Origin of the sequence: Roseivivax isoporae LMG 25204 (assembly GCF_000521865.1) — a bacterium.
In the GTDB taxonomy this organism is placed as follows: domain Bacteria; phylum Pseudomonadota; class Alphaproteobacteria; order Rhodobacterales; family Rhodobacteraceae; genus Roseivivax; species Roseivivax isoporae.
In genome coordinates, this window is sequence record NZ_JAME01000044.1 from 1 (window position 1) to 24,586 (window position 24,586).

Sequence of the window (24,586 nt, forward strand, 5' to 3'; positions counted from 1 at the left end):
CGATGAAACGGGGGCAAGACCACATTCGGCATGACGGAACCGCGCGAGAAGATCGCTGACCCGCGCGCCATGCCAGAGGGTCATGTCGGAGGCCGGCAGGCCCCGCTCACGACCGATCCTGTCGAGAGAAGACGGCGTCTGGGCGGCCAAGATACGACGGATGTCACCGAGGGCGGTCTCGACGGCATCTGTATCCGGGATCGGCTGCCCGAATGCACCATGCAGATCGCAGAGCGCCGCGAACCCACTCGGATCATCGAGCGCGTCGAGCAGGTCGCAGAGGCTTGCGCCGTGGCGGCGGAGGTGCTGTTCCACCGCATAGGCGGCGCCGAGACGGGCCTCGGCGGTGTCGAGGGTGGTGGTGTTGAGCATGATGTTCTCCCTTTCATGCGGTGCGGAAACGGTCCTGGTGTGCCTGATTCATCGGCGTCATGTTCCGTGCGTCGCGGGAGACGGGCTGGGTTAGAAAGGCTCCTTTTGATTGGTTGCAAAGGCTGGTCTCGGGGGCTGGCAAAAAGGAAATTGGCCATTCATTTCGAACACGAAGGAGAAATGTGCCGGCCGAGAGATTTCTTGTCAGGTCCTGTCTCGCACCGCCGCAGGGGTTTCGCGGCGGTGCGGGATTGGGCTTCAGGCAGCACGCTCGTCCGCGGCTCTGACGATCCCGGCCGCTTGCAGTGCTTCGTCGAGACCGTCCGCCAGCAGGCAGATCTCGGGCACGATGGGATCGTCGGGTTCCATCATCGCCATGCTGCCCGTGTCGTCCCAGTCATCATCATGTGCGTGATCCAGAAACAGGACGCGGCGGAGTTCGAGCAGCAGGCGCTGCACGCGGCGCGTCATCTGACCGCGCTGGTCGAGGCCGTCGCGGATGGCATTGACCAGCCGCGCACCGCGCCGTCCTGCCAGCAGGAGGGCCACATGGCCGAGCGCCTCATCATGCCCCGAGAAGAAGGCTCGCAGCGCCAGTTCTCCGCTCGGGACAACTCGGCACTCCGCTCCGTGAGTGAATTTCGTGTGAAACATGGATCCTCCTTTGGTTTCTTGGTCCCGGGTATCGTCCCAGGGGTCAGGGTGGGTTGGAGATCCGTGTTGGTTGCCGGTCGCTGTAGCGGGCGCCTCTTCAGGAGATCGGCGTTGGGAAGGATGTGCGGTTCCTCACTCGTAGGGTTCCGGCGCGGTCTGTGCCCCGGGTTGCAAGGAACATTGGCCAGATGTCTTGAGGGCGAAGAATTTTTTTGGAGATTTGCTTTGCCCGGCAGGTTGTCTCGCGGCGTAAGAGGGAAGATCTGTGCCAAGCCACCATACTCGGGTCCAGCGAATGGACGCGACCTGCCGAAATTTTTTGATCCAGCTAAATACTCGCCGCTGATGTTTCACACAGCCCGGCCCACAGCGGACCTTCGTTCTGCAGGTGGCGAAAGTCCGGAAGCAGACCTCCCCAAGGAGTCGTATTCGGAGCAAAGCCCGGCGATGCCTGGGACGCGAGAGGCAACAAGTCTACTTGACGGTCGAGGCTTACACGTGCGACCTCACTTCAATGGATGATGAAAACAAGTCATTTTCTCTCAAGTATGTTGGGCGGAGGTTTGCCAACGCCCGCCTTCCGCTTGATGTGTTGTCCGACTTGCCCGCATTGCGCGATCTGATCGCCGCTCTCGCGAAACAAGAGTTTAGAAAAAAGAACCCTGACCGACAGCGGGTTCCTCAAGGGTTCGACAAAGCGATCTCTTTCGCGCTTATTGAGATCGAGGAAGGCAGTGCTGTACCAAAGCTATCTCTCGAGAACGAAGTTGCGCAGCAAAGCCTGCCCAACATTGGCGATGAAATGGAAGAGATCGTTGCGAGAGCATTTGAGCGCGTAGCGAAAATTTACGACAACGCCGCACACGACATGTTCCCTCAAGCCCTCCCGCAAGATGTTATTCGTGCCTTGTCAAAACTCGGCGCGAATATTCAAGACGACGAGCGAATAGAATTCCAGGGCCAAGTAGGGCGAGACGGTAAAGTTGTCAGTCTGGATTCCTTTAGGCGGAAGAACCTACTCACGCGAATACGCGAAACCTACACAAAAGAGTTCGAAGGCATCGGCAATTTGACTGGGATTGATGCCACAAATAATGCCATTCAAGTTCAGACTGAGCAATATGGTGAACTCCGATTGCCGCTCGAAGGCGTCTCATTGCCAGTGGAACAATTCGATGGCCACCTTTTCTCGCTCGTTGAGTTTTCGGTTTCAATTGCGCTTGACGCACACGATGAATTCAAGGCTGTCGAGAACGTTCACTCCGTGGATCTTGTCCGACCTTATGATGAAGCCGTAATGAGGTGTGTCAGGCGGCTTCAGGAGTTATCCAAGATCGAGAAGGGCTGGCTCGGGGAAGGTCAGGGCGAACAACTTGTTCATTTGGCAGGTATGCGGGCGACACAATTCATTTTCACGCGAGCGGACCTATCCGAACTATTTCGTATCTTTCCAACTGAAGACGGCGGTATCTCGGTTGAATTTGACAAAGATGGCTGGAGTTTTGCTGTCGAGATCATGCCCGACGGCTCGATGGAAATTGACGGTAGCTCGGAAGATGGAACGGTATTCGAAGCCCAGTCCTTTGAGGAATTTTCAGAAGAGTTTTTTAACGCGTTCGACAGAATGACAGCGGTGGTCCTTGATGACGAAAATTGATGACCCGGAGGAAGTGCAGTTCCGTCAAGTGAACCCAAGTTGGATGGAGGACGACGGGCCGAGCCGTCTTGCTTTTATTCCAACCAAGAAGGATGGGGGACAACTTTCGCTCGACCGTTCGGCATCAACCACAGCGAAACAATCCTACGACGATTTCCGCGCACTTGGCCTGAATTCAGACGGCGTTTTTGGCTTAACGCCGAATGAGTGCGAGGAAAGCCCCAACCCTGTCGAGTGCTTTGCAAGCCCTCAAGGAAACAATCCACATCATTCGCACGCTGAATTCAATGGGTTGTCCAACAGCCAGAAAAAGGCGAAATCCCAAGAGCTTCGACGCAAGGCGATTGCGCGAGGAAAACTTCATCCTTGAGGATGGGCTGGTCACGGTAGGTGAACCGCGCACGCTTGTTCGCGAAGCTGCCGTTCATGACCCGCACATCGAATGTCCGGATCCCTCCGCCCTTTCTGACGAGATTCAACCCCCGAGGTGGGTCTACGGAAGCACTCTCACCATGATGACGAAAGTCTCTAACGTCGAGTAGTGGGCGAGGTTCGCAAGCACGTCCTCGAGATTCCGCAACCGGTCCGTCATTCCTGATATTCGCGCCTCCATGCGTCGCTGTTCGGCGGCGGCCTGCCCTTCATTCATTTGGATCTGTTGCTGGTCCTGGATATTGCGTGAGCGTAATTGCTCGATGCTGAGTTGCTTCCATCGAATATATGTTTCGGTCTCGGACGTCAGGATCTGCCTCCTGTCTGAAAAGGCTACCGCTGCTTCCTCGCGCAAATTCCCAAGGCGCAGGCGTGCTTCCTGGGTCATCTCGCGTTCCAGTGCGCTGACAAACTTCTGAATTTCGCGGAAAGGCGTAATCGTCTTTTGTATCTGACGGTTCGTTGTCGGTTTGCAGCCTTCGCCAAGGAGGGTTCGAGCGATCTTGTCGGTCCCGACCTCGACCGTCCCGTCAGCGGAGACCACGAGGCAACGCGTCGTGACGGCGTCGGGGAACAGCATAGAAATCCACCGGCGGTCTGAAAGACGTCCCACGCGCACGGCAGGAGCATCGTCGTCGCGCACCCTGAGTTGCTTGTCTTTCAGCAATGATGGCCGCCATGCACTGCGAATGAGTATCAGTGTTTTCCCGACCAGACCCGAAGTCAGTGTTTCGTCTGACAAGTGGACACCGACCGGGATCGGCGAAATCGGGCCTGCTTTCAAGGTTGCGTATGCCTGATGGACCAAGTCATCATGCAGTTCGTCGCCGGTCGAAAAGAAACGCGCCCGTTTGCCGAGGCGATCCTTTGGCAGAACGACATCCTTTTTGGGTGGCTTTCCAAGGCGATCACGGCGCCAGCGGAAGACCTCCGCTTCGCGCGTTGTCATCGCACCGAGTTTATACGGGCAATTTTCCAAAAGCGGCGGCAATGACAGTGTCGCGACGCGTTCTCCATCGTTGGCGATTGGAAACCCGCCTTTCAATGCTCCACTGACGTGCAATAGGCGCAACCAGGCGTTTCCAGCATGTTCGGACGCGCGAATGTTGCCAACGATCCTGCTGAGGTCATCCGACGTATCCGCATCAGCCGAAACAACGCTCCCTACAGAGGGATTCAGACCGAAAGAGAGCTCTCTTTTCAGTTCATATGCAGCCTGCCTGAAATTGGCCCGACCTGCCGCTGCGTCCGTAACGATCCTGTCGATACGTTGGGACAGGGCTTCGTCGAGGTATGGCAAGGGTTGCTCGAACACATCAAGAAGGTCGAGAGCTTCAAGTACCCTCTCATCTGCCGAGGCGGCAACAACCATGCGCCAAATGCCGATAGTGCCAACGGTCCGGTCTTTCATGTAAGCACTGAGCCCGCCGGCCCGCAGTCGGTCGAGACGACCGACGAGCTGGTCGATACGCGAGGCCTGCCACGGCAGGTTGTAGAAGATCATATCGGCGGCGAAGTCGTGCAGGTTCAGGCCAGCCTCGACAAACTCCTCCATGATCAGGACAGTGGACTCGCTCTGAACGGCGCCGACGACATCCACCAGATCGGTGTTGTGGCGGCCACGCATCGTTGCAATGCCGCCGTCTGAGAGGTGCGGGAACATGTCGGACAGGCGCCGTTCCAGCATGTCCACGGTGGGCGTGTCGCCGGCGACGACGATAATGCGCCGCTCTGGATTCTTTTGCCAGAAGCCCAGCAACACGTCGCACAGTTCGTCGAACAACGCGTTACCGGGATTGCGCGACAGGGTGGACTCCACCTCATCACGCAAATCCGGATGCGCCGCAAAGGTTCGGTGGCGAAGGACGTCACGGAGGCTTGATCCGGCGCGGAACATCTGACGGCACTGCAGCCAGGGTGCCGCGTCCATCGGGGCGTCCCGACCTTCGCGGCAGGCTGCGTTTTGCAGCAGGATCTTTGGCATTTCGGCATCGGAGGGCGCAGTTCGGACCGTGTACACCTTGCGCGTTGGTGCGATGCCGGGCCATTGGCTCCGCGTTTGGCGAAGGATTCGGCGATCTACCGCGAAGGCTGTCCTGTAGGCCGCGGCGGAGAGTGTGCCATCCGAAACGCGCGCCTGTGCCGCAGCGGCGTCTTCGACAATAAACTCCAAGGGCTCGCGATCGAGAAGATTGGCGATTCCAGAGCGTTCGGGCTCGATCGCACCGATGACTGCCCGCGCCCACGCGGGATTGCCCAGACGCGGCGTGGCAGTCAACAGCAGGACATGTCTGAACCGTGGAGCGTCGCGCCGCTCTCGGCACAGGCTGGAAAGGAATGCCGCGTCCTCGAGATTCATGGCGTGGATCTCGTCCACGATGAGCATGTCATAGTCTTCCGGCGAGGGACGCGCCGGTTGCCTGCGGACCATGTCTGCTTTGATCAGGTGGACATAGCCTTCGCCATCGGGATGCTCCTGCTCTTCATCTGCGTCTGTCAGGATGCGGGCCGCGATGTGGCCGCGCGCCGAAAGCTCGACCTGCCACTGGTAGCAAATGCGTTCCGGTGCAACGATTGCGACCCTCAAAGACGGATCGCGTCTGCGCAGGATATTGAGGATCATCAAAGCCTGCACCGTTTTGCCCATGCCGACCTCATCGGCGAGCAAGTGACGGATTTCCGTATCGTCAAAGATGCGGCGCAGGTTTTCGATTTGATGTGGATAGGGGTCAGCCGCGACGCCGAGGGCACCACCCATTTCCCAAGATTCGGCTGCGACGAGGCGTTCGAGGGCGTGAAAGCCCGACTGTGCAAGGTGAAACGTGTTCATGAAAGATCAACATTCGTCATCGCGCGATAGCGCAAGGCAGTGTAGCGAATGGCGCGCGCCGTGAAGCGGTCCGCGCTGAAGCGCAGCAGTCTGCCCCGCCATTCCGGGTCATCCATGACACGTTCCGGAGCCAGGAAAAGGTACAACAAGGCACGTAGGTCCGCGGGCGTGAGCCAGCGTCCGCTCCTGGACTGAACATCCACATGGCAGGCAACCAATGCGGCGATCAGGTCGTCCAGATGGCTGGATTCGTATGGCACCCTTTCGAGACACTCAGCGCGCGGCGCGGGCAGCACGAGTGCAGACAACTCAGGAAGGCGGGCAGCCTCACGAGCGCGATCCACGAGTCTCTGCCAGCTGCCGTCAGCGTTGCCAGCGTCGAATTCGAGCTCACCTGCGCCATTTGAAACAGCCTTCTCTGATAGGCGTTCCCAAGCATCAAGAACCGCATCGTCCATTTCCGGCCACATCTCTCCGTCGGGAATGACGATCAGATCCGGCGCAGGCAGTATTTGGCGGAAACAGTCTTCAAGATAGACGGCGAGTTCTTGCTTCTGATCACCATCCAGTGGAGAGAAGGCTGTGGTGTCACAGACCAGACCGGCCTGCATGGCTTCGGCGACCAAACGTCGATGAAAGCCCGTCCCAAGTCCGCGACAGGACTTCTCCGTCTTCATCCAGAGATCACCGCAGAGCGCGACGACGAGGCGATCCTCAAGTTTTCGGCGGGCGCCGGATCGAAGACCTTCGCCTATGACGGTTCCAGCCGAGGCGAGGCTCCAGCTGAGATAAGCTTCAATCCCTTCCGTCAGGCCGCACTCATCACTTCGGGTTTCCGAGAGGCGGTGAATTGGACCCACGAAGGCACGGGGCATGCTGCCAAGAAGCGTGCCGGCCTCGGGCTCTACCAAAACGCAGCTTCGCAAGGCGCCGTCGCTTCCCCCGACCGGACGTAGAAGACCATATCCCGACGACAAGGCCGCGGACGACATCTCATAGGATTGAAACGCCGTGCACGATGTCATGGGATCGCTGATGAGTGAACCCACCGACTCTTGCCCTTCCGCGGTCCATTTTCCGCTTCGGCGATCATACTTCCACTCTGGTTCCGGAGCTGCCAGTGCCCAGACATGGGTGTCCAGCCCTTCTGCGCAGGCCTGCAGGCGGGCATGCATGCCGCCCCCGCTCCAAAGACGGGCTGCGGCCCGAATCTCGGCAAACTCGGGGCGGTCGAAAGCAATCCGCATGGGCGAGCTCGGCGCGCGGATACGCACGGCACTGGACTGGCCGTCACTGGATTTCAAGTTTATGTCGAGGTCTACATCATGCAGCGTGATCGGAGTCGACAGATGCAGCGCCCCGGCGCCACGAGCGATTTCCGCAAGGCCGATTTCATCAGGTTGAAGGGACAGGCTTGCGGGAGCAGGCGGTTCGATATCGCGAAAAACGAGGTCGATCGGCGCAACCTTTGAGGTGTCGAGTGGGGACAGTGTCCAGACCCCATCGGTCATCGGCAAACTTTGCCATCGGTCATCGGAAAGACGGAACTCGATGCTTTCCGCTTGGTCGAGGCGCTCTGCAAAAATTCTGACCGGTGTCCTCGGACGCGCCTGAACCGACCGTCCCGAGGCTTGGCTTACGGTGGAGCCATCGTGGCGAAGGGTCAGGCCGCCGAGGAAGTCGACGAATGGCGCGGCTTCGACATGGATGCCATGCCGGGCCAATACGGCATTGCCCTCCGGCGTTCCGCTCGTGAAATGGTAAAGGCCATCTTCCCACTCATCGGGGGTCAGTCCCTCAAGAACCACCTCGTAAAAAGAGATTCCTGGTGTCACGCCGTCAGTGGGTTTGAGTTGAGTCTGATAGCCATCGTCGCCCTCGTCCCTGAAGAGCAATGCCGGAGCGGGAATGATGACGGCTTCCAGCCAAGACGGGACCTCGATCTCGCTGACGTGCGGGCGCGGGACTTCTCCAATCGGACGTCCGATGAAGACTGCATCGCCACATAGGAAACGTTCGAGCGTCGTGGATCGCGCACCGACGGTGACCGTCAAATTCGACAGCGGGACATCGACTTCTGATCTGACAGCTTCGAGTTCGGCAGGGGTAAGGCTCGGTCCTCTCGCGGCCAAGCCGCGGGCTTCGGCATCATTAAGCAGAAGCTCGAAAGTCGCCTTGGGAACACGTCCCAGCCCCTGATGCCGCGCAAGTCGCCGCGCCTTGATGGCGCGCTCGAGGCGCCTCACCTCGCTTTCGGAGCGTAAGTCATTGCCGAGACGTTGCAGGAATCCAGGTTCCATTCCCAGCTCGCCAGTCCGACCGGAGACGAGATGGCCGATGACCGCAAGCGCAAGGTCGTCATCCTGAAGCCAGGATTCCAGCCGTCGCGAACCGAAGCCTCGGCCGAGCTCCCGCAAGCTCGGCAGCGCGGCGCGTGTTACGCTTAAACTGCGGGTCTGGCTGAGGAACTCTCTGACAAGTCGTGCCAAGGAGCCATGGACCTCACGCGGAACCATGGCGTTCCGGACGGGCCATGCAATATGCGGAAAGACGGAGGACCAGGCATCGTCAAAGGGTCGCGCGGTTCCGAACCGTCTTGCGCAGTCCCGAAACAGATCGGAGATCACGCCTCGTTGCGTTATTGGGATGTCGATCTTGATTGCCGACTCAACCAATGGCCAGAAGTCGGTCCCTGTCCCTCTATATTCATAGCCGATTTCGGTTACGATCACCGCAAGCGACAGTGGCAAGTCCTGCCACGCCCGCTTGGTGAACTGATGCAGCCCAGCCCGCTGGCTGACGTGGTACAGCAATTGCTCGATTTCGTCGCGAGCGAGGCCATGTTCGATCAGGTAGATCGTTCCTCCATCCCGTTGCCGGGACAGGTCTGAAAAAATCTGCGCCAGCAGATTCTCACTGGCAAACAAGTCATTCATCTTTTCATTTCGTCAGGCAGACACCAATAATGGTGCTACAGGGTTGGAGCGGTTCGCGGTAACTTTCAATAGGCATGTCATTATTTTAGGTCGAGTACAGCGCGGAATGCAAAACACTGATGCCGACACCTTGGAAGCCGTCGCCCCAGTTCAAAAACTCGCCGCGCAGTTGCGCAGGGACGTCCATGATCTGGGCGCGGTGCCGGCAGCTCGGGCGATCACAGGGCTGAAGGCGGCTGCCGTGGCTGACGGTTTGTCTGAGACGGCAGCAAAGCAGCAGGCAGAGATTGTCGTGTCGACGTTGCTGGCGTGTGGCGATCTCGGTTCCGGAAGATCCTACGGTGACAAGGTCCTGGTCAAACGGCGAATGGTGTCGGTGCTGTATCAGGGGGATCGATGCATCCTCCTTGGGGGCGACCCAACTCAAGGTGAACCCCATGGCCTGTTGCGGGCAACGGATCTCGTCCCATCCGATGTCATCAGTTTCCTCGACTGGGCCGGCGAGCTTTCAGGCTCTGACCTCGTAGTGCTCTGGCAACTTCTGGACACAGGTGTCTGGTCGATGGACGCGACTTTCTCCGACAGAGTAACACGGGTGCTGTGCTCTGCAGGTGTCGTGCCCGACCAGCCTATCCCCGAGGATTCGTCGGCTTGGCTAAGGGAGTATTTCCCTTTGCCCCGGACAGAGGGAAAGGCTGCCGATCCATCGCAAACGGCAGTCATCGAGCGCTCGGCAAGTGCACGACAAATCGTCACCGCCGGACCCGGCAGCGGCAAGACGCACACCGCCACCGAACGTGTCATTCATCTCGTGAAGCAAGGTATGCCGCCCGGAGGTATTAGGCTCATCACCTTTACCCGGGTCGCCGCCGAAGAGGTCGGCAGTCGGATCTTACAAGCCTTGGCCGAGCACACCTACTCCGGCGGTGTCATGTGCGGGACGATTGACTCGCTCGCGTGGAACCTTGTGACGACGCTTGGTGATGCACCGTCCGGTGGACATGAGCGGGCCATCCGCATTGCCCGGAAATCGATCACGGACGGCGAACAAGCGATGCTGGACCAGTTGGCACGCATTTCACATCTGGTAATCGATGAAGCACAGGACATCGTCGGCGAGCGGCGCATGTTCTGTCGCGCTTTGATCGGTGCGCTGCCAGCGAGCGTTGGCGTAACGATACTGGGCGACGGCGCGCAGGCGATCTACGGATCGTGGGCTGGAGACAAAGGGGGTGGAGGATCTCTTCATGCCGAGCTCAGGGGAAAACACGGTTGGGAGGACCGTTCCCTGACGTCGAACCATCGGACGAAATCAGCCAGCTTGCGGCAGTTCTTTTCCCGGGCGCGGACGCTACTCGAGGCCGACGGCGATCCCCGTTCGACCTACCTCGAAATCAGGGAAATGCTCGAGGATGTGGCGACGGATCCGAGCGTGAGCCTGACCGGGCAGGTTTTCCCGTGGCGAAATGATAGCTTGGTCCTCTTCCGGGGCCGCGCGGCAACCGAGGCCGCGTCGGTTCGGCTGACGCGGGCAGCCCGTGTGCATCGTCTGAAATTATCGGGTCAAACCACGGTTTGCGATCCTCTGGTAGGCGCGATTTGCGCTGGTCTCGGTCCGGGCGCCGCAATCCGCCTTGAGCATGTACGCCGGCGGCTTGCAGACCTCCACCCCGCGCCGTTCGATGTGAATGAAGAAGACGTTCTTTCTGACCTTCAGTTCCTTGGCAAAGGGCCAACAGCTCGTCCCCAAGACATCGCGGAAACCATTGAACGTGAGCCGGTGGGGCACACGCGCGATCATGTCGGCACCGCGGGGCCGATGTTGGGATCGATCCATGGTGCCAAGGGGCGGGAAGCAACGAATGTGCTTCTCATGCTGCCGCCGGTTCCATCCGGCGATGATGTCGATTGGCAGGAAGAGGCCAAGGTTCTGTTCGTCGGTGCGACAAGGGCATCGACCCACCTGTATCTGGGCAGGGCGCAGGCGGGAATGGTGCGGCCTGGCAAGAATGGCAGCAGATGGTTGCGTGGAAACGGTGGCGGCCTTCTTTTGTCAGGGTCGGAAGGATTGCGTCCGCTCGCTGGGGTCGCTCCTGCATTGTCGATCTGGGAGGCCGCGTTCCGGCAACCTAACTGCTCTTTCCGGCGAATTGCCTCTGGTGACGGGTCGTCTTGGCATCTTGTCACGGACAGTGGCCAACCGCTGGCGGAAGCCGAAGGCCAATTGACCGATGACCTCGATCACATCGAGTCCACACGGGACGGGCTTGCATCCGGCACGTTGCGCGTGGTCGGAGCCACGACCGTTGTTGACCGTCGGAGCGATGGCACAATTCAAGCGGTGACACTGCTGCCGGTGCTTCAGGGCGTCGCGCGAGGCGCCGGGCACAGGGAAAGTGACGATGACCAATAATGTTGGGGATGCCGCGCGCCAGCGGATGATCGAACGCCTCAGGCAGGATCTCATGGGTCCCTTAGTGGATGATGAGATTCTGCACGACAGTCCGTCGGAAATCTACATGACGGGCATCCTGTTTGCTCAGAAAAGCCCACAGGGCGTGGGCGAAACGGAGGGCGCAAATCTTGTCTCCGATGAGGAAGACGATGCTGCGTCTCGGGTGCCGCCGGATACTTTCCGCCCAAGTTCGGCAGGATTGTCATTTGCAGTGCGCTCCAAGGACGGCGAAAATGTCCTTCTCAATGTGGACGTTTTGGCGGCCCGCTATGAGGCCCGACCCCACGCTACCACAGACGACGGGCGCCCACGCTTCGATTGGACCCGCAAGCCACTGACCGCCCGCAACTCCATCGAACTACCTGGGGATCGCGACGGCGAATATGATGTGCCGGGAATTCCGGATCTGGCGCTATGGTTGCGTAGTCGCAAACACGGCGACCTTTATCTCGTGACCATCATTCTTCTGAACAGAAACGTGACGCCAAAGAAACCCGAGCCTGGATTGAGGGGTGTTGGCGATTTGCATCAGGTGGGCTTCAGCGTTGAGGCTGACCCGGATTTCGGCCTCATCGTTCCGCGTCCCGATCCGATCCAGCGAATGCCCGATGAGGACCGTGCCACGGCGGCGCTGTTGTATCGCGACGCACCTGACTACGGCGCAGGCCACACCTGCTCCATCCGAAGTGAGCAAATGCCGGATGGAACGGTTCGCCTCGCGACCGAGTGGCTGCCGTCAACTCTGGTCAGATCGCCGGGACCTTTGGGCGATCCAGAATTTTTTTCGAAACTCGTCGCGACGAAGCTTGAGGGGGCCTTGGGGTCCGAGTGGCTGTCCGTCGCGCCCCATAGCGATGTTTGTGCGGCGCTCGACGACCTTTGCGCGTGCTACGAAGACTGGATCAAGGCTCGAGACGCGGAAGTTGAGGTGCTGCCGACCGGGCTTCAGGAGACGGCGCGGCGACATCTGGATGAGTGCCGCACAGCGTTGGCCAGGATGAGAGGGGGTGTGGATCTTCTGCGGGCTGATGGTCCGGAGCTCTTGGCATTCCGCCTCGCCAGCCGTGCACTCTGGCAGCAGAACGAATGGAAACGGAAGCGGGATTCCCGCATCGGCCCTCTGGTCTGGCGCCCGTTTCAGATGGCTTTCGTTCTGCTCTGCATGGCTTCGGCAGGGGACCGGGATCACACTGATCGCGGTGTGATGGACTTGCTCTGGTTTCCAACCGGGGGCGGCAAGACTGAGGCCTACCTCCTGCTGACCGCATATACCATATTCCTGCGCCGTCAGCAGGGTGGCCCCGAGTCGGAAGGCGTGACCGTCCTGATGCGCTACACGCTGCGTCTGTTGACGGCGCAGCAGTTCCAGCGGGCAGCAGCGATGATCCTTGCCTGTGATCTGTTGCGGACAGGGGACTGTGATTGCCCTGGCATCGATGTCCCTTCCTCGCTCGCGCAAGGCGCGCCGATTTCCATCGGCCTCTGGGTCGGCCGGGATACAACGCCGAACAGGATCGTCGAAACGGAAAAGACCGGCTCACCGGCCCAGATCGAGCATTGCCCGGACTGCGGTTCGCACCTCGACTGGGACATAGCCGCAAGTGGCGACCGGATTCATGCATGCTGTCGTGATGCCGGATGCAAATCAGGACAGGCGCGTGATCACCTTCCGTTCTGGACGGTTGACGAGGACATCTACCGCGAACTTCCGACGCTGCTGCTGGGCACCGCTGACAAATTCGTCCAGATCGTCACAAAGAAGGAAACCGGTCGCCTTTTCGGTCTCGGAAATGCCGATCGTTTGCCACCCGATCTGATCATCCAAGACGAACTGCATCTCATCTCCGGGCCATTGGGCAGCATGGCGGGCCTCTTTGAAACTGCCATCGACGCGCTTTGCACCCGGGACGGCCGACGCCCGAAGGTGATCGGCTCCACCGCAACGATCAGGCGCGCGGCGGATCAGGTGCTGAACCTGTTCGATCGTCGCGTCATGCAATTCCCACCGCCCGGATTGCATCATTCCAATTCGGGTTTCGCCTGTGTTGAAGAGGATAGCTTCGGTCGACTGTATCTGGGCGTCACGACGGCTGGACGCACCGGGAGCTACATCTATCAGGCGATCGCGTCGTCGCTCCTCCAAGCCGCTGCCGATCCCACCTTCACTGACGTGGAGGGGGATCACTACTGGACGCTCGTTGGTTACTTCAATTCGCTGCGCGAACTCGGCAGCGCTTCGATCATAATGCAGGACGACGTCATGCATGGGCTCGAACTGGTATCGGCGCGACGGCAGGAAGAGTCTCGTCACCTGCAGCCGCCGACTGAGTTGACCAGCCGGGTCAAGTCGGACGAAATCCGCGACAAGCTCGTGGAACTGGATGCGACCCGCGACAGCGGCGAAGCGGCCGATGTAGTGCTCGCGTCAAACATGATTTCGGTCGGTCTCGACGTCGGGCGTCTGGGCTTGATGCTGGTCAACGGCCAGCCAAAGGCCATTGCCGAGTACATCCAGGCAACGAGCCGCGTTGGCCGCGGTCGTGTGCCCGGGCTTGTCGTCACGCTCTACAACGCGAGCAAGTCCCGCGACCGAAGCCGTTATGAGACCTTCCCGACTTGGCATGGTGCCCTCTACCGGGATGTCGAGGCAACTGGTGTGACCCCATTTGCACCGAGGGCGCGGGACAAGGCGCTCCATGCTCCGTTCGTTGCCATGGCGCGGCATCTGGTGCCGGGCATGTTGGACACTCCAGCCGCGGCGGCGGACCACGCGGCCGACCTGAAGGCGTTGATCGATCCGATATGTCAGCGAATTGCCAAAGTCGACCCGGGTGAAGCTGACGCTTCCCGTCGCGAGCTTGAGGAATTCCTCAAGCTCTGGCTGCGCCGTGGGGCATTGCCGAAATACTGGGACAACTGGTCGGACAACGGTCTGCTGATTTCAGCGGACGCACAGGCGACATCGAATGCCTCCGGCTTCACCAAAGGCCTTTCACGGGCCACTCCGGGAACGCTTCGCGCTGTCGAGCCATCGACAGAGTTCGTCATCAAGGAAATTGCTTCGTCGGACGCTGAGGAAATACAATGAGCAAGAATGTTGGCAGCATCCGCCGCAGCCAGATCATATCAACCTTCGGTCCGGGAGCGGTTGTTGATTTCCGTCTGCCGGGAAGCGGCGCACTGCTTTCAGGGGTCATGCAGGGGTTGGAGGCATGGGAGGCCTACACGAAAGGCGGCTACAAGCAGGACGTGGTTCGCGAACCGAGACTTGAAGCTCTGTTGGGCGTCGATCACTTCCGGGCGCCGCCAGTCGGGACCTACCTCAAGGACGGACAAACCAGGGACCGCGTGCTTCCCATCGAGCGGTTTCCGGATTGGCTCTCCTGTCCCGAATGCCACGCCATCAACCGCTCAGGACAATGGGCACCCTCGAGGAATGGCGATAGCCTGCATTGTGGCCGATGCCGCGGAAAACCCGCGGTGGTGCCTGTCCGTTTTGTCACTATTTGCGAGAACGGCCACCTTGACGATTTTCCGTGGACGTCGTGGCTAACGCATGAAGCCGGATGTTCTCAGCCAGTCCTGGCGTTGAAGACGGTCGGAGCGGGCATCGGAGGACTGCTCCTGACCTGCAAGTCCTGCGGCACTGGCCGTTCAATGGCCGAAGCGTTCTCACCAAAGGGTATCCCAAAACACAAGTGCGGCGGTGGCCGGCCATGGCTTGGCGGGCGCGAGACGGGATGCGAGGCTGCGCCACGGATCACGCAACGGGGAGCAAGCAACGTCTACTTCTCGATTGTGCAGAGCGCGATCACGCTTCCGGACTGGAAGGTGCCATTCAGGGAAAAGATCGCGGACTTCGTCGACATGCTCGATTTCCTCGACGATGAAGACATGATGATCGCCTTCATCACGAAGAAAATCCTTCCTACTTGGGACGGCACCGAAAGTGCAGAGGAAATTGCCCGTCGTTTCAGGGAGATGAAGGAAGACAATTCGGGAAGTGAAGGAGATCTGCGGCTGGACGAATTCCGGATGCTGCTGACGGATACCTCGGCGTCCGACGAAAATGCGATGATCCTGCTGAACCGTCAGCAGCCTGTGCCGGCCACATTCTCAGGGATGATCTCTTGGGTTTCGTCCGTGGAACGTCTTCGGGAGGTGCGTGCCCTGACCGGGTTCACGAGACTGAAGGCGCAGGTCGGTGGCAAGCCGGATGCGGTGCCGCTGTCTCGATCTGGCCTGTCATGGCTGCCGGCCGTTGCGATGCACGGGGAAGGCGTGTTCCTGTCGTTGAACCTCGAAGCTGTTTCAGAATGGGAAAACCGGCCGGATGTTATCGAACATCTTGCCCGGCTGACTCAGACACACATGGATACCGCTCGGGCCGAGGGAAAGCAGGCGGATGGCGCGCCATCCCAACTCAACGCACGATACATGCTGATCCATACTTTTGCGCATGCGCTGATCGCGCGCCTGTCCGTCGACAGCGGATATTCTTCGAGCGCCTTACGCGAACGGCTTTATGTCGGGCCGGAGATGGCTGGACTCCTGATCTACACCTCAACGCCCGATGCAGATGGAACCATGGGCGGGCTTTCGCGGCAGGCGCGACCGGCGCGGATGGAGCAACTTGTCCTTCAGGCGCTGGCCGACCATGAACTTTGCTCCGCTGATCCGCTTTGTTCTGAAGGGATGGCGCGGAGTGGCTCGAACGGAAATCACGCGGCCTGCCATAACTGCGTGTTCCTGCCAGAGACGAGTTGTGAGGCTTGGAATGGTTTTCTTGACCGGAGCTTGTTGAGTGCCGGACCGCTCTCTTTTTTCAAGGATCTGGTCGAGTAAGTAAGCTGAGCGGGCGTTGACCCTCGGTCTTCCGTTTCCCGGTCGGCCGATGGTCAATGTATGCGGCGCCAGCCATTAGAAATCTTGATGCGGACGGGGCCATCGTCGGCTGGTTCGTCGGGTTCCTGCTCGGCTTTGACAACATTGATCAGGTAGCGGGCGGCGCCGTCCTCTTTGGAGATTTCGAAAGTATCGCCTTCCTTGGCACCTTCCATCCTCAGGAATTTTGTGAGGTGCGTGATCCGGTATTCGTTTCGCGTCCCCTTCGGTTTGTGAAAGCGATTGTTGTAGTAAACGTAACGCAGGCGAAGTTCGCGCCCATCGGGCGTCACGCATTGGATCCATTCGTCTGGATTGTATTCTTTGGGGTCCAAGCGCGGCAGGAATGCCAGAAGCTCGGCATCGCCCTTGGGAATGAGGATGCCACCCATGTGGGCTCCCGTCGAGCCGACATCATTGGCACTGAGGGTCTTGAGGAATTTCTTCATCGGGGATTTCCATTGGGGGTCATCTGGAGTGCCCGTGTCAGATCCTCGGTGTCGCGGATTGCCACGGGCAAGGTTTCGTTCGCCAATTCACTCTTCCATGCTGATCGCTCGACCATCACCTGTTCCACAGTATTCTCGTAGAAGAGGCGGTAAATCGTAACCGGCTCGGTCTGTCCGCGGCGGTGCGCGCGTGCGCTGGCCTGCGTCTCGAGTGCGGGGTTCCAGACGGGCGTGAAGTGGATGACGATGGTCGCGGCGGTGATGTTCAGCCCTGCGCCCGCGGCGCGCGGGTTGAGCACAAGACAGGCCGGACCGTCGAAGGTCGAGAACTCATCGACGATGGCTTGGCGATCTTCCTGAGCAGTGCTGCCGTTGATGGCACCCCACCACGCGGTGGGCAGGTCATGCCCGGCTTTCTTCAGCATGTCTCCAATCCTGTTGAAGGATGCAAAGATGATCACTTTGCGCCGGTTGATGAATGCTTCGCGCAGGAGTGCAATGGCCCGCTCCATCTTCGGCGTCATCAGGGGCACTGTGTCATTTGCCAACACGTCGGCGTTTTCGTGATCCTGAGCATCGTCCCGGCTCCGTAGCCATGGGTGAGCGCAGAACAGTTGCAATTGCAGCGTCGCGACCAGCGCTCCGGCCACAGGATATTTCTCGAGGGTCGTTTGCCTGACCAATTCGTATTGCCGGGCGAGGTCGTCGTCGAGCGAGACGGGAAGATCGACATCGATCCGTTCGGGCAGGTCGCCTGCGACATCGGCGACCCGCCGCTTCAGGATTACCGGGTCGGTCAGCCGCGCCAGGCTTTGAGCAGCTTCCACAGTATCTGGGAACTCGACCTCGAAGACGCTTCGTGTGCTCAGCATTCCGGGCACCGCCAGATCGACCAGCGACCAGAGGTCGAGAAGGGTGTTCTCGACGGGCGTGCCTGTCATGGGGATGGCGCAGCGCCGAGGAATGGTGGCCAGTGCCTGACGACGATTGGACTCCGGGTTCTTGACGGCCTGAGCTTCGTCGCAGATCACCCAAGACCACTCCAAAGACGAAAGCACGGCAATGTCGTTGACCATGGTGTCATAGGTCGTGATGACGACGGAGGCGACCTGCAGGTCGCGGTAGATGCCAGCGCGATACGCGCCCCGATGCACCAGAATGGAGAGTGATGGCGAAAAACGGCGGATCTCACGGACCCAGTTGGCGATCAGGCTTGTCGGGCAGACGATGAGCGCCGGTGCAGTTTGCGGAGGCGGATCCATCAAAAGGAGTGCGATGATCTGCAGGGTTTTCCCAAGGCCCATTTCATCCGCGAGGATCAAACCTCCGGTCCGCTTGGCGGTCTGCCACATCCACTGGACACCGCGGGCCTGATAGGGAAACAGTTTGGCGTCCAGTCCGGGAATGGCCATCTCCGATCCAAGTTCGTCGGCGGCACCCGTGCCGGACCGGAACACATCCGGATCTGCCTCGATCTGGATCAATTCGTTCGGCTCCCGCGTAAGCCTTATGCCCAAGGCAAACGGGACATCCTGCGGATCGGCACCTTCAAGGATCTTGGCTACCAGATCAGGCGTATCCTGCGGCAGAGGCCTTATCGTATCGCCATCCAGCACCCAAGCGTGGCGCGGTGAGAGCGACTCGACAAAGGTCTGCGCGCCACGAACCGTCCGCAGGCCACCCAACCGGGCGGCAAGGCGTACGGGGCCGTTGCCGATCCGCAGGGCCGGATCGAGGACCCGCTCGGAAATGCTGAACCGGTCGCCAAATTCAGCGACAACCGCGTCAAACGTGCGGGGCATGTCGACCGGTAGGGTCACAGGGCTGCCTTGCCCATCGGATCGGCCATCAATTCGCGCAGTTCGTCCAATGACCAAGGTTCGGGGCGGCGCGTGTGCACGGCGCGATGACAGTTCGGGCAGAGGGGCACGAGGTCGAACGCGGGATCATAGGGGCGCGGTTCTTTACGGAGTGAAAGTGGCTCGAGATGGTGAACCTCGATGATGCTCCCTGCTGGGCCGTAGGTTGCGCGCGGGTCGACGCCACAGCAGACGCAGATTTCGCCGTGCAGCCTGATGCACAGGAGCCTGTTGCGGGGGTTCCGTTCCCGGCGCCGGACCGTTGAGACGAGTTCCGCCCCTTCATATTCCGGCTCGCCTTGGTCGACCTCATCGATAATGTCGTATCCGATCAGTTCGGCCATGGCGGCCATCATGGGCACGATCGTGTCGCGGCTTACTTGCGTCAGCGCGATTTCCGGGTCACGCGGGAGGTTTCGAACAATTGCCGTCATCCGGAAATCTCCGGAAGTGATCTTCCAGTCGGCTGTGTCTTGCCCTTGGATTTCGATCTCGACAGAATTGTCGATGGATGCGATGAGGGCCCGTGCCAAATGCACATCTTCGGGCACGGCACCGGCGATCAGACGCACAACCTCGCCCGCAAATGCGCCAAACCTCAAAGTCACCGCGTAACCCTTCAGGCCATGCGGACGCAGCTCGGCCACGGGGCCATGCCGTTCCTCGAGATCCGCAAACCAGATCCGCAGGCCGGTCCGCGTTTTCGATCCGTCAACGGCCATGCCGATCGCGGCGCCGGTTCCAACCTCCAGCTCTTCACGGATGAGGGTTTGGCGCGCTGACAGCATCTCAGACTTCGTCAGCCTCGTTCAGCTCCACCGAAGTGGGATCGGGCAGATTTCGCAGCAGCTTCTTGAGGTTGGACGAGATCTCCTCGCGGATGTCCTCGAACACCGGCTCCAGTTCCGGATCTGTGTTATTCTGTTCCGCCATCGCAAAGGCGTAAAGGAGCAGGTCCATGCCCTCAACGGCATATCCGCTGGCGGCGGCGCGTTGGTAAATTTTCTGGTAGAAGTCATGATGCTTGTTTAGCAGGACGCCTGGAACGTGATCCGACACCCCGGGACTGCGATAGGCGGGTTCGAACAGGTGTCCACTGGTGATTGTGGTGACCGCCTCGACGTAAATCGACTCCGGATTGACGTGTTCCTGAACGGGAACCTTGATCCGGATTTTTACGCCGCGCTTGTTGTTCACCTCGACGGTCTGGCTCACCAGGTCTGCGCTGGCCACCTGTGGTTTGGCGACGTTCGCCGTTGCCGCGATGTTCTTGTTGGAACTTCCATGGTCAACTGTCGCCTTTTTGTTGGCGTCATCGCGGGAGATGCGGCGATATCGGTTGCCGGCTTCACGGTAGACCGGTTGCAGGAGGCCGCGAAGTCCGTCTTCCAGTTCTGGATGGAACAGGATGCGAGATTTCTTCACGTCGATACGGAAGGCCTCGTCCAATTCGTGGGTGAAGTCGAATTCGATGCGCAGGAGCGACGTATGGGGTTCGGGTGCGCCAAATACGTCCAGCCAGCCGCCATCCTGAATGAGACGCCCCTCGCGATAGACATAAAAACCCTGCGCCCGGTTCGAAATGCGGGCGAATTTGGCCTCTTCTTCCTTTGTCATGTCGCGACGGTGAGGTAAAATCCACGCCTTGATACCGGCTTCCGCTTCGCTGCCGTCTGGTAATTCGACAAGGATCCTCTGTTTCGACTCTGCGAGCACCTGGTCGGAGCGGGTCGGATAGAATGGATTCCACGCGGCCACATCGGCACCGTTGATCCGGATGGTGACATTCCGTTCGCGTTCATCCGACGTGTCGAGGAAACGGTGAAAAACCAGCGCGACGTGCTTGCCCAGGGTTTCGGCCAGCCGCTTGATCGCGGCCTTTTCCTTTGAACCGGGATCGTAATCCTTCGACAGGATACGGTCACAGTTTTCCCAGACGACGAGCGTCCCGGTATCACCACAGAGTTCCTCGAACAGATCAGCCTGATCGGGCGTCACCGGATCGTCGAGCATTTCCCAGATGTTCTGCGCCTCGACATGTTCGAGATCCCAGGTCAACTTCGCCAGTTCTTGGTCAGGCGACTTCCTCGAAATAAGGCTGTATCGCTTGCAGACCGAGCTGGAAGCTGTTTTCAGCCCCAGCCCAAATTTCCCGAGGCTCTTTGCGTCCGCGCGCTCGTCGGCACCGTATCGCATGGCATTACGAACCTCATCGCGCGTCATACCGTGACCATCGTCACCGAAATAGACGATCTTCCGCCCGTCATACATCAATTCGACGTTGATGTTCACCGCAGTGGCTCCCGCGGCGATCGAATTGTCGATGATGTCGGCCGCCGCAGTCTTGACGTTGTAACCGGTATCACGGAGTCCGACGATGAGCCGCGCGGCATTCGGGTCGTTGATGAGGTCGTTCATCTTCCTGCTCTTTCACTTCATACGCGAGCCGGACTTCCCTTCCAGACGTGAGAAAAAGTCCTGCTCTGAAATGCTGGCCTCGCTTTCAGGGCCTGCCAACCAATCTGCAATCACCGATATCAGGAAATCACCTGGCAGCTGGCGTGTTGCGCACTCCCATACAGTTAAGACGCGCCACCCTGACTCTACAAGGCGTTGTCGGACCGCAGCATCCCTTTCCCGGTTCCGTCCGATCTTGGCTTGCCAGAAATCTGTATTCGTCTTGGGGATGCGAAAATAATGGCAGCCCTCGTGGCCGTGCCAAAAACAACCGTGGATGAAGATGACGGCGCGATGCTTGGGCAGAACGATGTCCGGCTTTCCGGGAAGGTCCCGTCTGTGCAGTCGATAGCGGAAGCCCCGCCTGTGCAGCCCTTTGCGCACCATGATCTCGGGCTTTGTATCCTTGGGACCGATCCGCGACATCATCGCAGACCGGGTCATGGGCGGCTTGTCAGGCACGCATCCCCCGTTTGGGGTGCAGTGCGACCGTATTGGTGATCCACGGGGCCATCGCTTCGGCAATGGCAATGGCAACCGGGGCGGCGACAGCATTGCCGAACTGCCGGTAGGCTTGGGTGTCGGAGACGACGATCTTCCACGGGCGGTTCGAACCCTTGCGGTCGAATCCCATGAGCCTCGCGCACTCTCGCGGTGTCAGGCGGCGCGGCGTTCCGTGGTCTTGGGCGATCAGGATCTCGCTGCCATCCTTGAAATATCGGGCGCTGAGTGTGCGCGCGACGTTGTGGGGCTGGCACAGGCCATAGCCAAAACCGTTTCCTGCCGCCTTGTGCTTGGCCGCGTAGTTCTGGAGGTATTTCCAGAGGTTGGGCGTGAGCGTATATTTGCTTCCCACCTCGGCCAAGGGACCGGTTGTATAAGGCTCCTCGACAGTCTCCGAACCGTCCTGCGGGTGTAGAATGTCCGCAAGTGTCGGTGAAATGCCTCCGGGCAGGATGACCTCGTCGAGGGAAAACACGGCAGGCACGTCACGCCGGAAACCGGCAATGAAGATGCGTTCTCGGTGCTGCGGAACCCAGTGGCGCGCGTCGATCACCTTGTGATCGACATCGTATCCCAGTTCGTCGAGGGCATGGAGGATGACCCGAAAGGTGTTCCCCTTGTCATGCGACAAGAGGTTCTTGACGTTTTCCAGCAGGAAGGCCCTCGGCTTGTGGTGCCTGAGGATACGCACCACATCAAAGAAGAGCGTGCCCTGTGTCTCGTCCGCGAAACCGTGGGCACGACCCAGCGAGTTTTTTTTCGACACCCCGGCGATGGAAAACGGCTGGCAGGGAAATCCGGCGAGCAGTACGTCGTGGGCGGGGATGTCACGCTCGTTGACCTTGGTGATGTCGCCGTTGATCTCGTGACCGTCTTCGAAATTCGCGCGGTAGGTTTGCTGCGAGAACTTGTTCCACTCGCTGGTGAAGACGCAGGTGCCGCCAACCGCCTCGAAACCTATGCGCAGGCCGCCGATGCCCGCGAAGAGGTCGATGAAGGTGAAACCGTGCGAAAAAGCGGCCATGTGTGTTCTCCGAGAATTAAGCGCCTACATACGAGAACCAGGGTCTCAGAGCACGGACGCTACAACTTGTGGCCTATCAATGCCATGGAAAAAGTACCTGTCAAAGCTTACGATCAGGTTCACGGTGCCCTGCTGCCATGAGCATCGGAGATACTCCCAAGCCTTGTCCTCAACAAGCTCGGGTCAACCTGCTGCCCGTCGGCTGCGGTAACCAGACCATGTCCGTATCGAACCAGATCGCAAGGTGCGGCGCTGCTTCTGCGCTTCGTTGTAGGCGGGCCAGTTCTTGGTCTTGTAGCTCGGCGGGAATGCAGGCCCGCTCCCACACCGGATTCACGAGATGGATTTCTCGCTGGATCTTTGCGCAAAAAAGCCGCGTCCGCCTCAAACGCAAACTAAGAATGGCGGGCTGGAACTTTTCCATCTGGAACTGTGGGAGCGAACCGCACGGCCGAGTGGCGACATCGCCGACATTTTCGCCTGGGCCCGCAGTGGCGTGGGCCGGCGGCGAAAGCCAAAGATAAGCCGCTTCCCCTTCACGAAAAAAATTCTCGTGCTGGGCCAACGCGGGACCGGTTGCAATAATACCAGAGGAAATCGAACGGCGGCGGGTGAATTTTGCTGGGATGAATTGTAACCTCCGGAATGTCGTTCACGATGAAATCGAGAAGGTTATTTGTCGAGCGACCTCGGCCATGCGTCGGCTCGCAAGATGGCGAATTTTCTGCGCCGGATGTGCCGCAGCGGGCTGGTTCGTGAGGCTGTCGCTCAGACGTCTTTCGCTGGGACCGAACCTTGGGTCGCAAGTTGAAACGGTGAAGTGGTGCCCTTCCGCTGTGCGGATAGCCTTCATGCTTCCGTTCCGCGTTGTAATAGCGGAGCCATCCATGGAGCGCCTGATCGAACTCGTCCACGTTTGATCGAAAAGTGTCGACATCAAGAAGCTTAAAGAATTCGTTTGAAATAATTTCTTGGAACCTCATCAGGCAACATGACCGATGATTTCGCACTATGAAGTTTTGAGCCAGATAAATCTGGAAAAGAAAGTGGCTGTTCTCATAAGAGAGAAATGAACTGTCCGACTCATCCATTCCTTCGAACAGGTATATGGACTGAACCTTGCACCCCCACCCGCGGTAAAATCGTGCAATCTGATGGTTTAGCTTCTGGAGCGCCTTTTCTTTCTTGTCGTCATTCGTCACAACGCAAAACGCATATCCAGTCCAGACATCGAGGACGGTGAACAGCAACATATCGCTCGGAGAGCTGCCAACGCGGATCCTCCACGACCCCGCCGCAAGCGCCCATCCGGGGCCCTGGTTCCGGACATTACACTTGGGGAAACACGGGTTCATGCGGTTGACGAACTCGATCTGCTCGTCGCTCATGCCGTCCAAGGTTCCGCGATCCTCCAAGGCCATGAGGCGGCCCCGCGGTGTCCCGAGACCTTTTCTGTTCAGGATGTTCTGGATCGTCGTTGTCGAGACTTGGCGATCATCCGAAGGCAGGAGTTCCCTCAGCCTATAACAGCCGAAAGAAGGATGCGCCAAAGCGAGGTCGATTATGGCCTCAACCGTTGCGGCGGGCGTCATCTGCGGATGTGCCGTCTGTTTTCGGGGTGTGGGCTTCAACCCCTTTGTCCCTTGCTCCTTCTTTCGACGCTTCCAGTTGTTCAGTGTGTTTCGGTGTAAACCCAGCTCTTGAGCCGCCTTCTTCACGCCAATGGTTTCAGCCAGCTTGAGCGCCGTCCTCCGCGCATCTGGCGTGCGAAAAGATGCTGCTTTTGTCACCGTGAAGCTCCGTCTTCTTGAAGCTGGCCCAAGATAGAGGGGCTGCTGAGCGCATCATGCACAATTTATAGGTTGTTGACCACCATAGTCCGGGAAAGTTCCGCCTCAGAATTTGGATTAAGCTTCAGCGTTTTGCCGTGCGAGTTCCATGCTTGAGGCCATGTTGGCAGCACGGCGCATCACTCGCGGCGCACAAAGAAGTATCTCAGCGTTGACCAGAGGACTCGTGATCGGATTCCTTAGCGAGGGAATCACTGAGCAGAAGGAGAAACGCCCAAAGGAA

General features: G+C 59.2%; 16 protein-coding genes. 5 read left to right on the plus strand and 11 right to left on the minus strand.

Annotated features, from left to right (window positions below):
• Both RISW2_RS20115 and RISW2_RS20120 read right to left on the minus strand, forming a co-directional pair.
• On the minus strand, nt 1-372 hold a 372-nt coding region (locus RISW2_RS20115), incomplete at its 3' end, for a hypothetical protein (protein WP_043774376.1).
• A 258-nt stretch (nt 373-630) separates the two neighbouring features.
• The gene (locus RISW2_RS20120; RefSeq protein WP_043774379.1) at nt 631-1,026 is read right to left on the minus strand and encodes a hypothetical protein; all 396 of its coding nucleotides are present in this window, start codon (nt 1,024-1,026) and stop codon (nt 631-633) included.
• 514 nt (nt 1,027-1,540) lie between these two features.
• Between RISW2_RS20120 and RISW2_RS24695 the strand changes: the two genes are divergently transcribed.
• Both RISW2_RS24695 and RISW2_RS24700 read left to right on the plus strand, forming a co-directional pair.
• Nucleotides 1,541-2,683, plus strand: coding sequence for a hypothetical protein (locus RISW2_RS24695; protein ID WP_156943905.1), 1,143 nt, complete (start codon nt 1,541-1,543; stop codon nt 2,681-2,683).
• A complete protein-coding gene (locus RISW2_RS24700; RefSeq protein WP_156943906.1) occupies nt 2,670-3,053 on the plus strand; it encodes a hypothetical protein in 384 nt (127 codons plus the stop codon). Before RISW2_RS24695 ends, RISW2_RS24700 begins: the two co-directional genes overlap by 14 nt.
• A 123-nt stretch (nt 3,054-3,176) precedes the next feature.
• On the opposite strand, the gene RISW2_RS20125 is transcribed toward RISW2_RS24700, so the two are convergent.
• Together RISW2_RS20125 and RISW2_RS24705 are read right to left on the minus strand one after the other, a co-directional pair.
• Nucleotides 3,177-5,945, minus strand: coding sequence for an SNF2-related protein (locus RISW2_RS20125; protein ID WP_043774381.1), 2,769 nt, complete (start codon nt 5,943-5,945; stop codon nt 3,177-3,179).
• Nucleotides 5,942-8,881 carry a hypothetical protein gene (locus RISW2_RS24705; RefSeq protein ID WP_156943907.1) on the minus strand — a complete coding sequence of 980 codons (2,940 nt, stop codon included), beginning with the start codon at nt 8,879-8,881 and terminating at the stop codon, nt 5,942-5,944. Before RISW2_RS24705 ends, RISW2_RS20125 begins: the two co-directional genes overlap by 4 nt.
• 43 nt (nt 8,882-8,924) lie before the next feature.
• Here RISW2_RS24705 and RISW2_RS24210 point away from each other — a divergent pair, with 43 nt between their 5' ends.
• Genes RISW2_RS24210 through drmB form a run of 3 tightly spaced genes read left to right on the plus strand, consistent with a single transcriptional unit; the run spans nt 8,925 to nt 16,181 of the window.
• Nucleotides 8,925-11,294, plus strand: a complete 2,370-nt coding sequence (locus RISW2_RS24210) for a UvrD-helicase domain-containing protein (protein WP_156943908.1) — start codon at nt 8,925-8,927, stop codon at nt 11,292-11,294.
• Nucleotides 11,284-14,424 (plus strand): helicase C-terminal domain-containing protein, encoded by a 3,141-nt coding sequence (locus RISW2_RS20145; protein WP_043774391.1) that lies wholly within the window; start codon nt 11,284-11,286, stop codon nt 14,422-14,424. The genes RISW2_RS24210 and RISW2_RS20145 overlap by 11 nt, the downstream gene beginning before the upstream one ends.
• Complete coding sequence (drmB, locus tag RISW2_RS24215; RefSeq protein WP_084615488.1) at nt 14,421-16,181, plus strand: DUF1998 domain-containing protein; 1,761 nt, start codon at nt 14,421-14,423, stop codon at nt 16,179-16,181. Before RISW2_RS20145 ends, drmB begins: the two co-directional genes overlap by 4 nt.
• Before the next feature lie 53 nt (nt 16,182-16,234).
• On the opposite strand, the gene RISW2_RS20155 is transcribed toward drmB, so the two are convergent.
• The 7 genes from RISW2_RS20155 to RISW2_RS24710 form a co-directional block, all read right to left on the minus strand.
• Nucleotides 16,235-16,669, minus strand: a complete 435-nt coding sequence (locus RISW2_RS20155) for an EcoRII N-terminal effector-binding domain-containing protein (RefSeq protein ID WP_043774393.1) — start codon at nt 16,667-16,669, stop codon at nt 16,235-16,237.
• Nucleotides 16,666-18,489 (minus strand): DEAD/DEAH box helicase, encoded by a 1,824-nt coding sequence (locus tag RISW2_RS20160; protein ID WP_244437675.1) that lies wholly within the window; start codon nt 18,487-18,489, stop codon nt 16,666-16,668. Before RISW2_RS20160 ends, RISW2_RS20155 begins: the two co-directional genes overlap by 4 nt.
• Entirely contained in the window at nt 18,486-19,316 is an 831-nt protein-coding gene (locus RISW2_RS20165; RefSeq protein WP_043774395.1) for an HNH endonuclease, read from the minus strand. The genes RISW2_RS20160 and RISW2_RS20165 overlap by 4 nt, the downstream gene beginning before the upstream one ends.
• A 1-nt stretch (nt 19,317) precedes the next feature.
• A complete protein-coding gene (locus RISW2_RS20170; protein ID WP_043774399.1) occupies nt 19,318-20,946 on the minus strand; it encodes an ATP-binding protein in 1,629 nt (542 codons plus the stop codon).
• Between the two features lie 12 nt (nt 20,947-20,958).
• On the minus strand, nt 20,959-21,429 hold the full coding sequence (locus tag RISW2_RS24220; RefSeq protein WP_084615489.1) for a very short patch repair endonuclease: 471 nt from the start codon (nt 21,427-21,429) through the stop codon (nt 20,959-20,961).
• Nucleotides 21,430-21,439: 10 nt separating this feature from the next.
• The gene (gene dcm, locus RISW2_RS20175) at nt 21,440-22,513 is read right to left on the minus strand and encodes a DNA (cytosine-5-)-methyltransferase (RefSeq protein WP_051492195.1); all 1,074 of its coding nucleotides are present in this window, start codon (nt 22,511-22,513) and stop codon (nt 21,440-21,442) included.
• A gap of 536 nt (nt 22,514-23,049) precedes the next feature.
• Nucleotides 23,050-24,303, minus strand: coding sequence for a helix-turn-helix domain-containing protein (locus tag RISW2_RS24710; protein WP_156943909.1), 1,254 nt, complete (start codon nt 24,301-24,303; stop codon nt 23,050-23,052).
• Between the last annotated feature and the right edge of the window lie 283 nt (nt 24,304-24,586).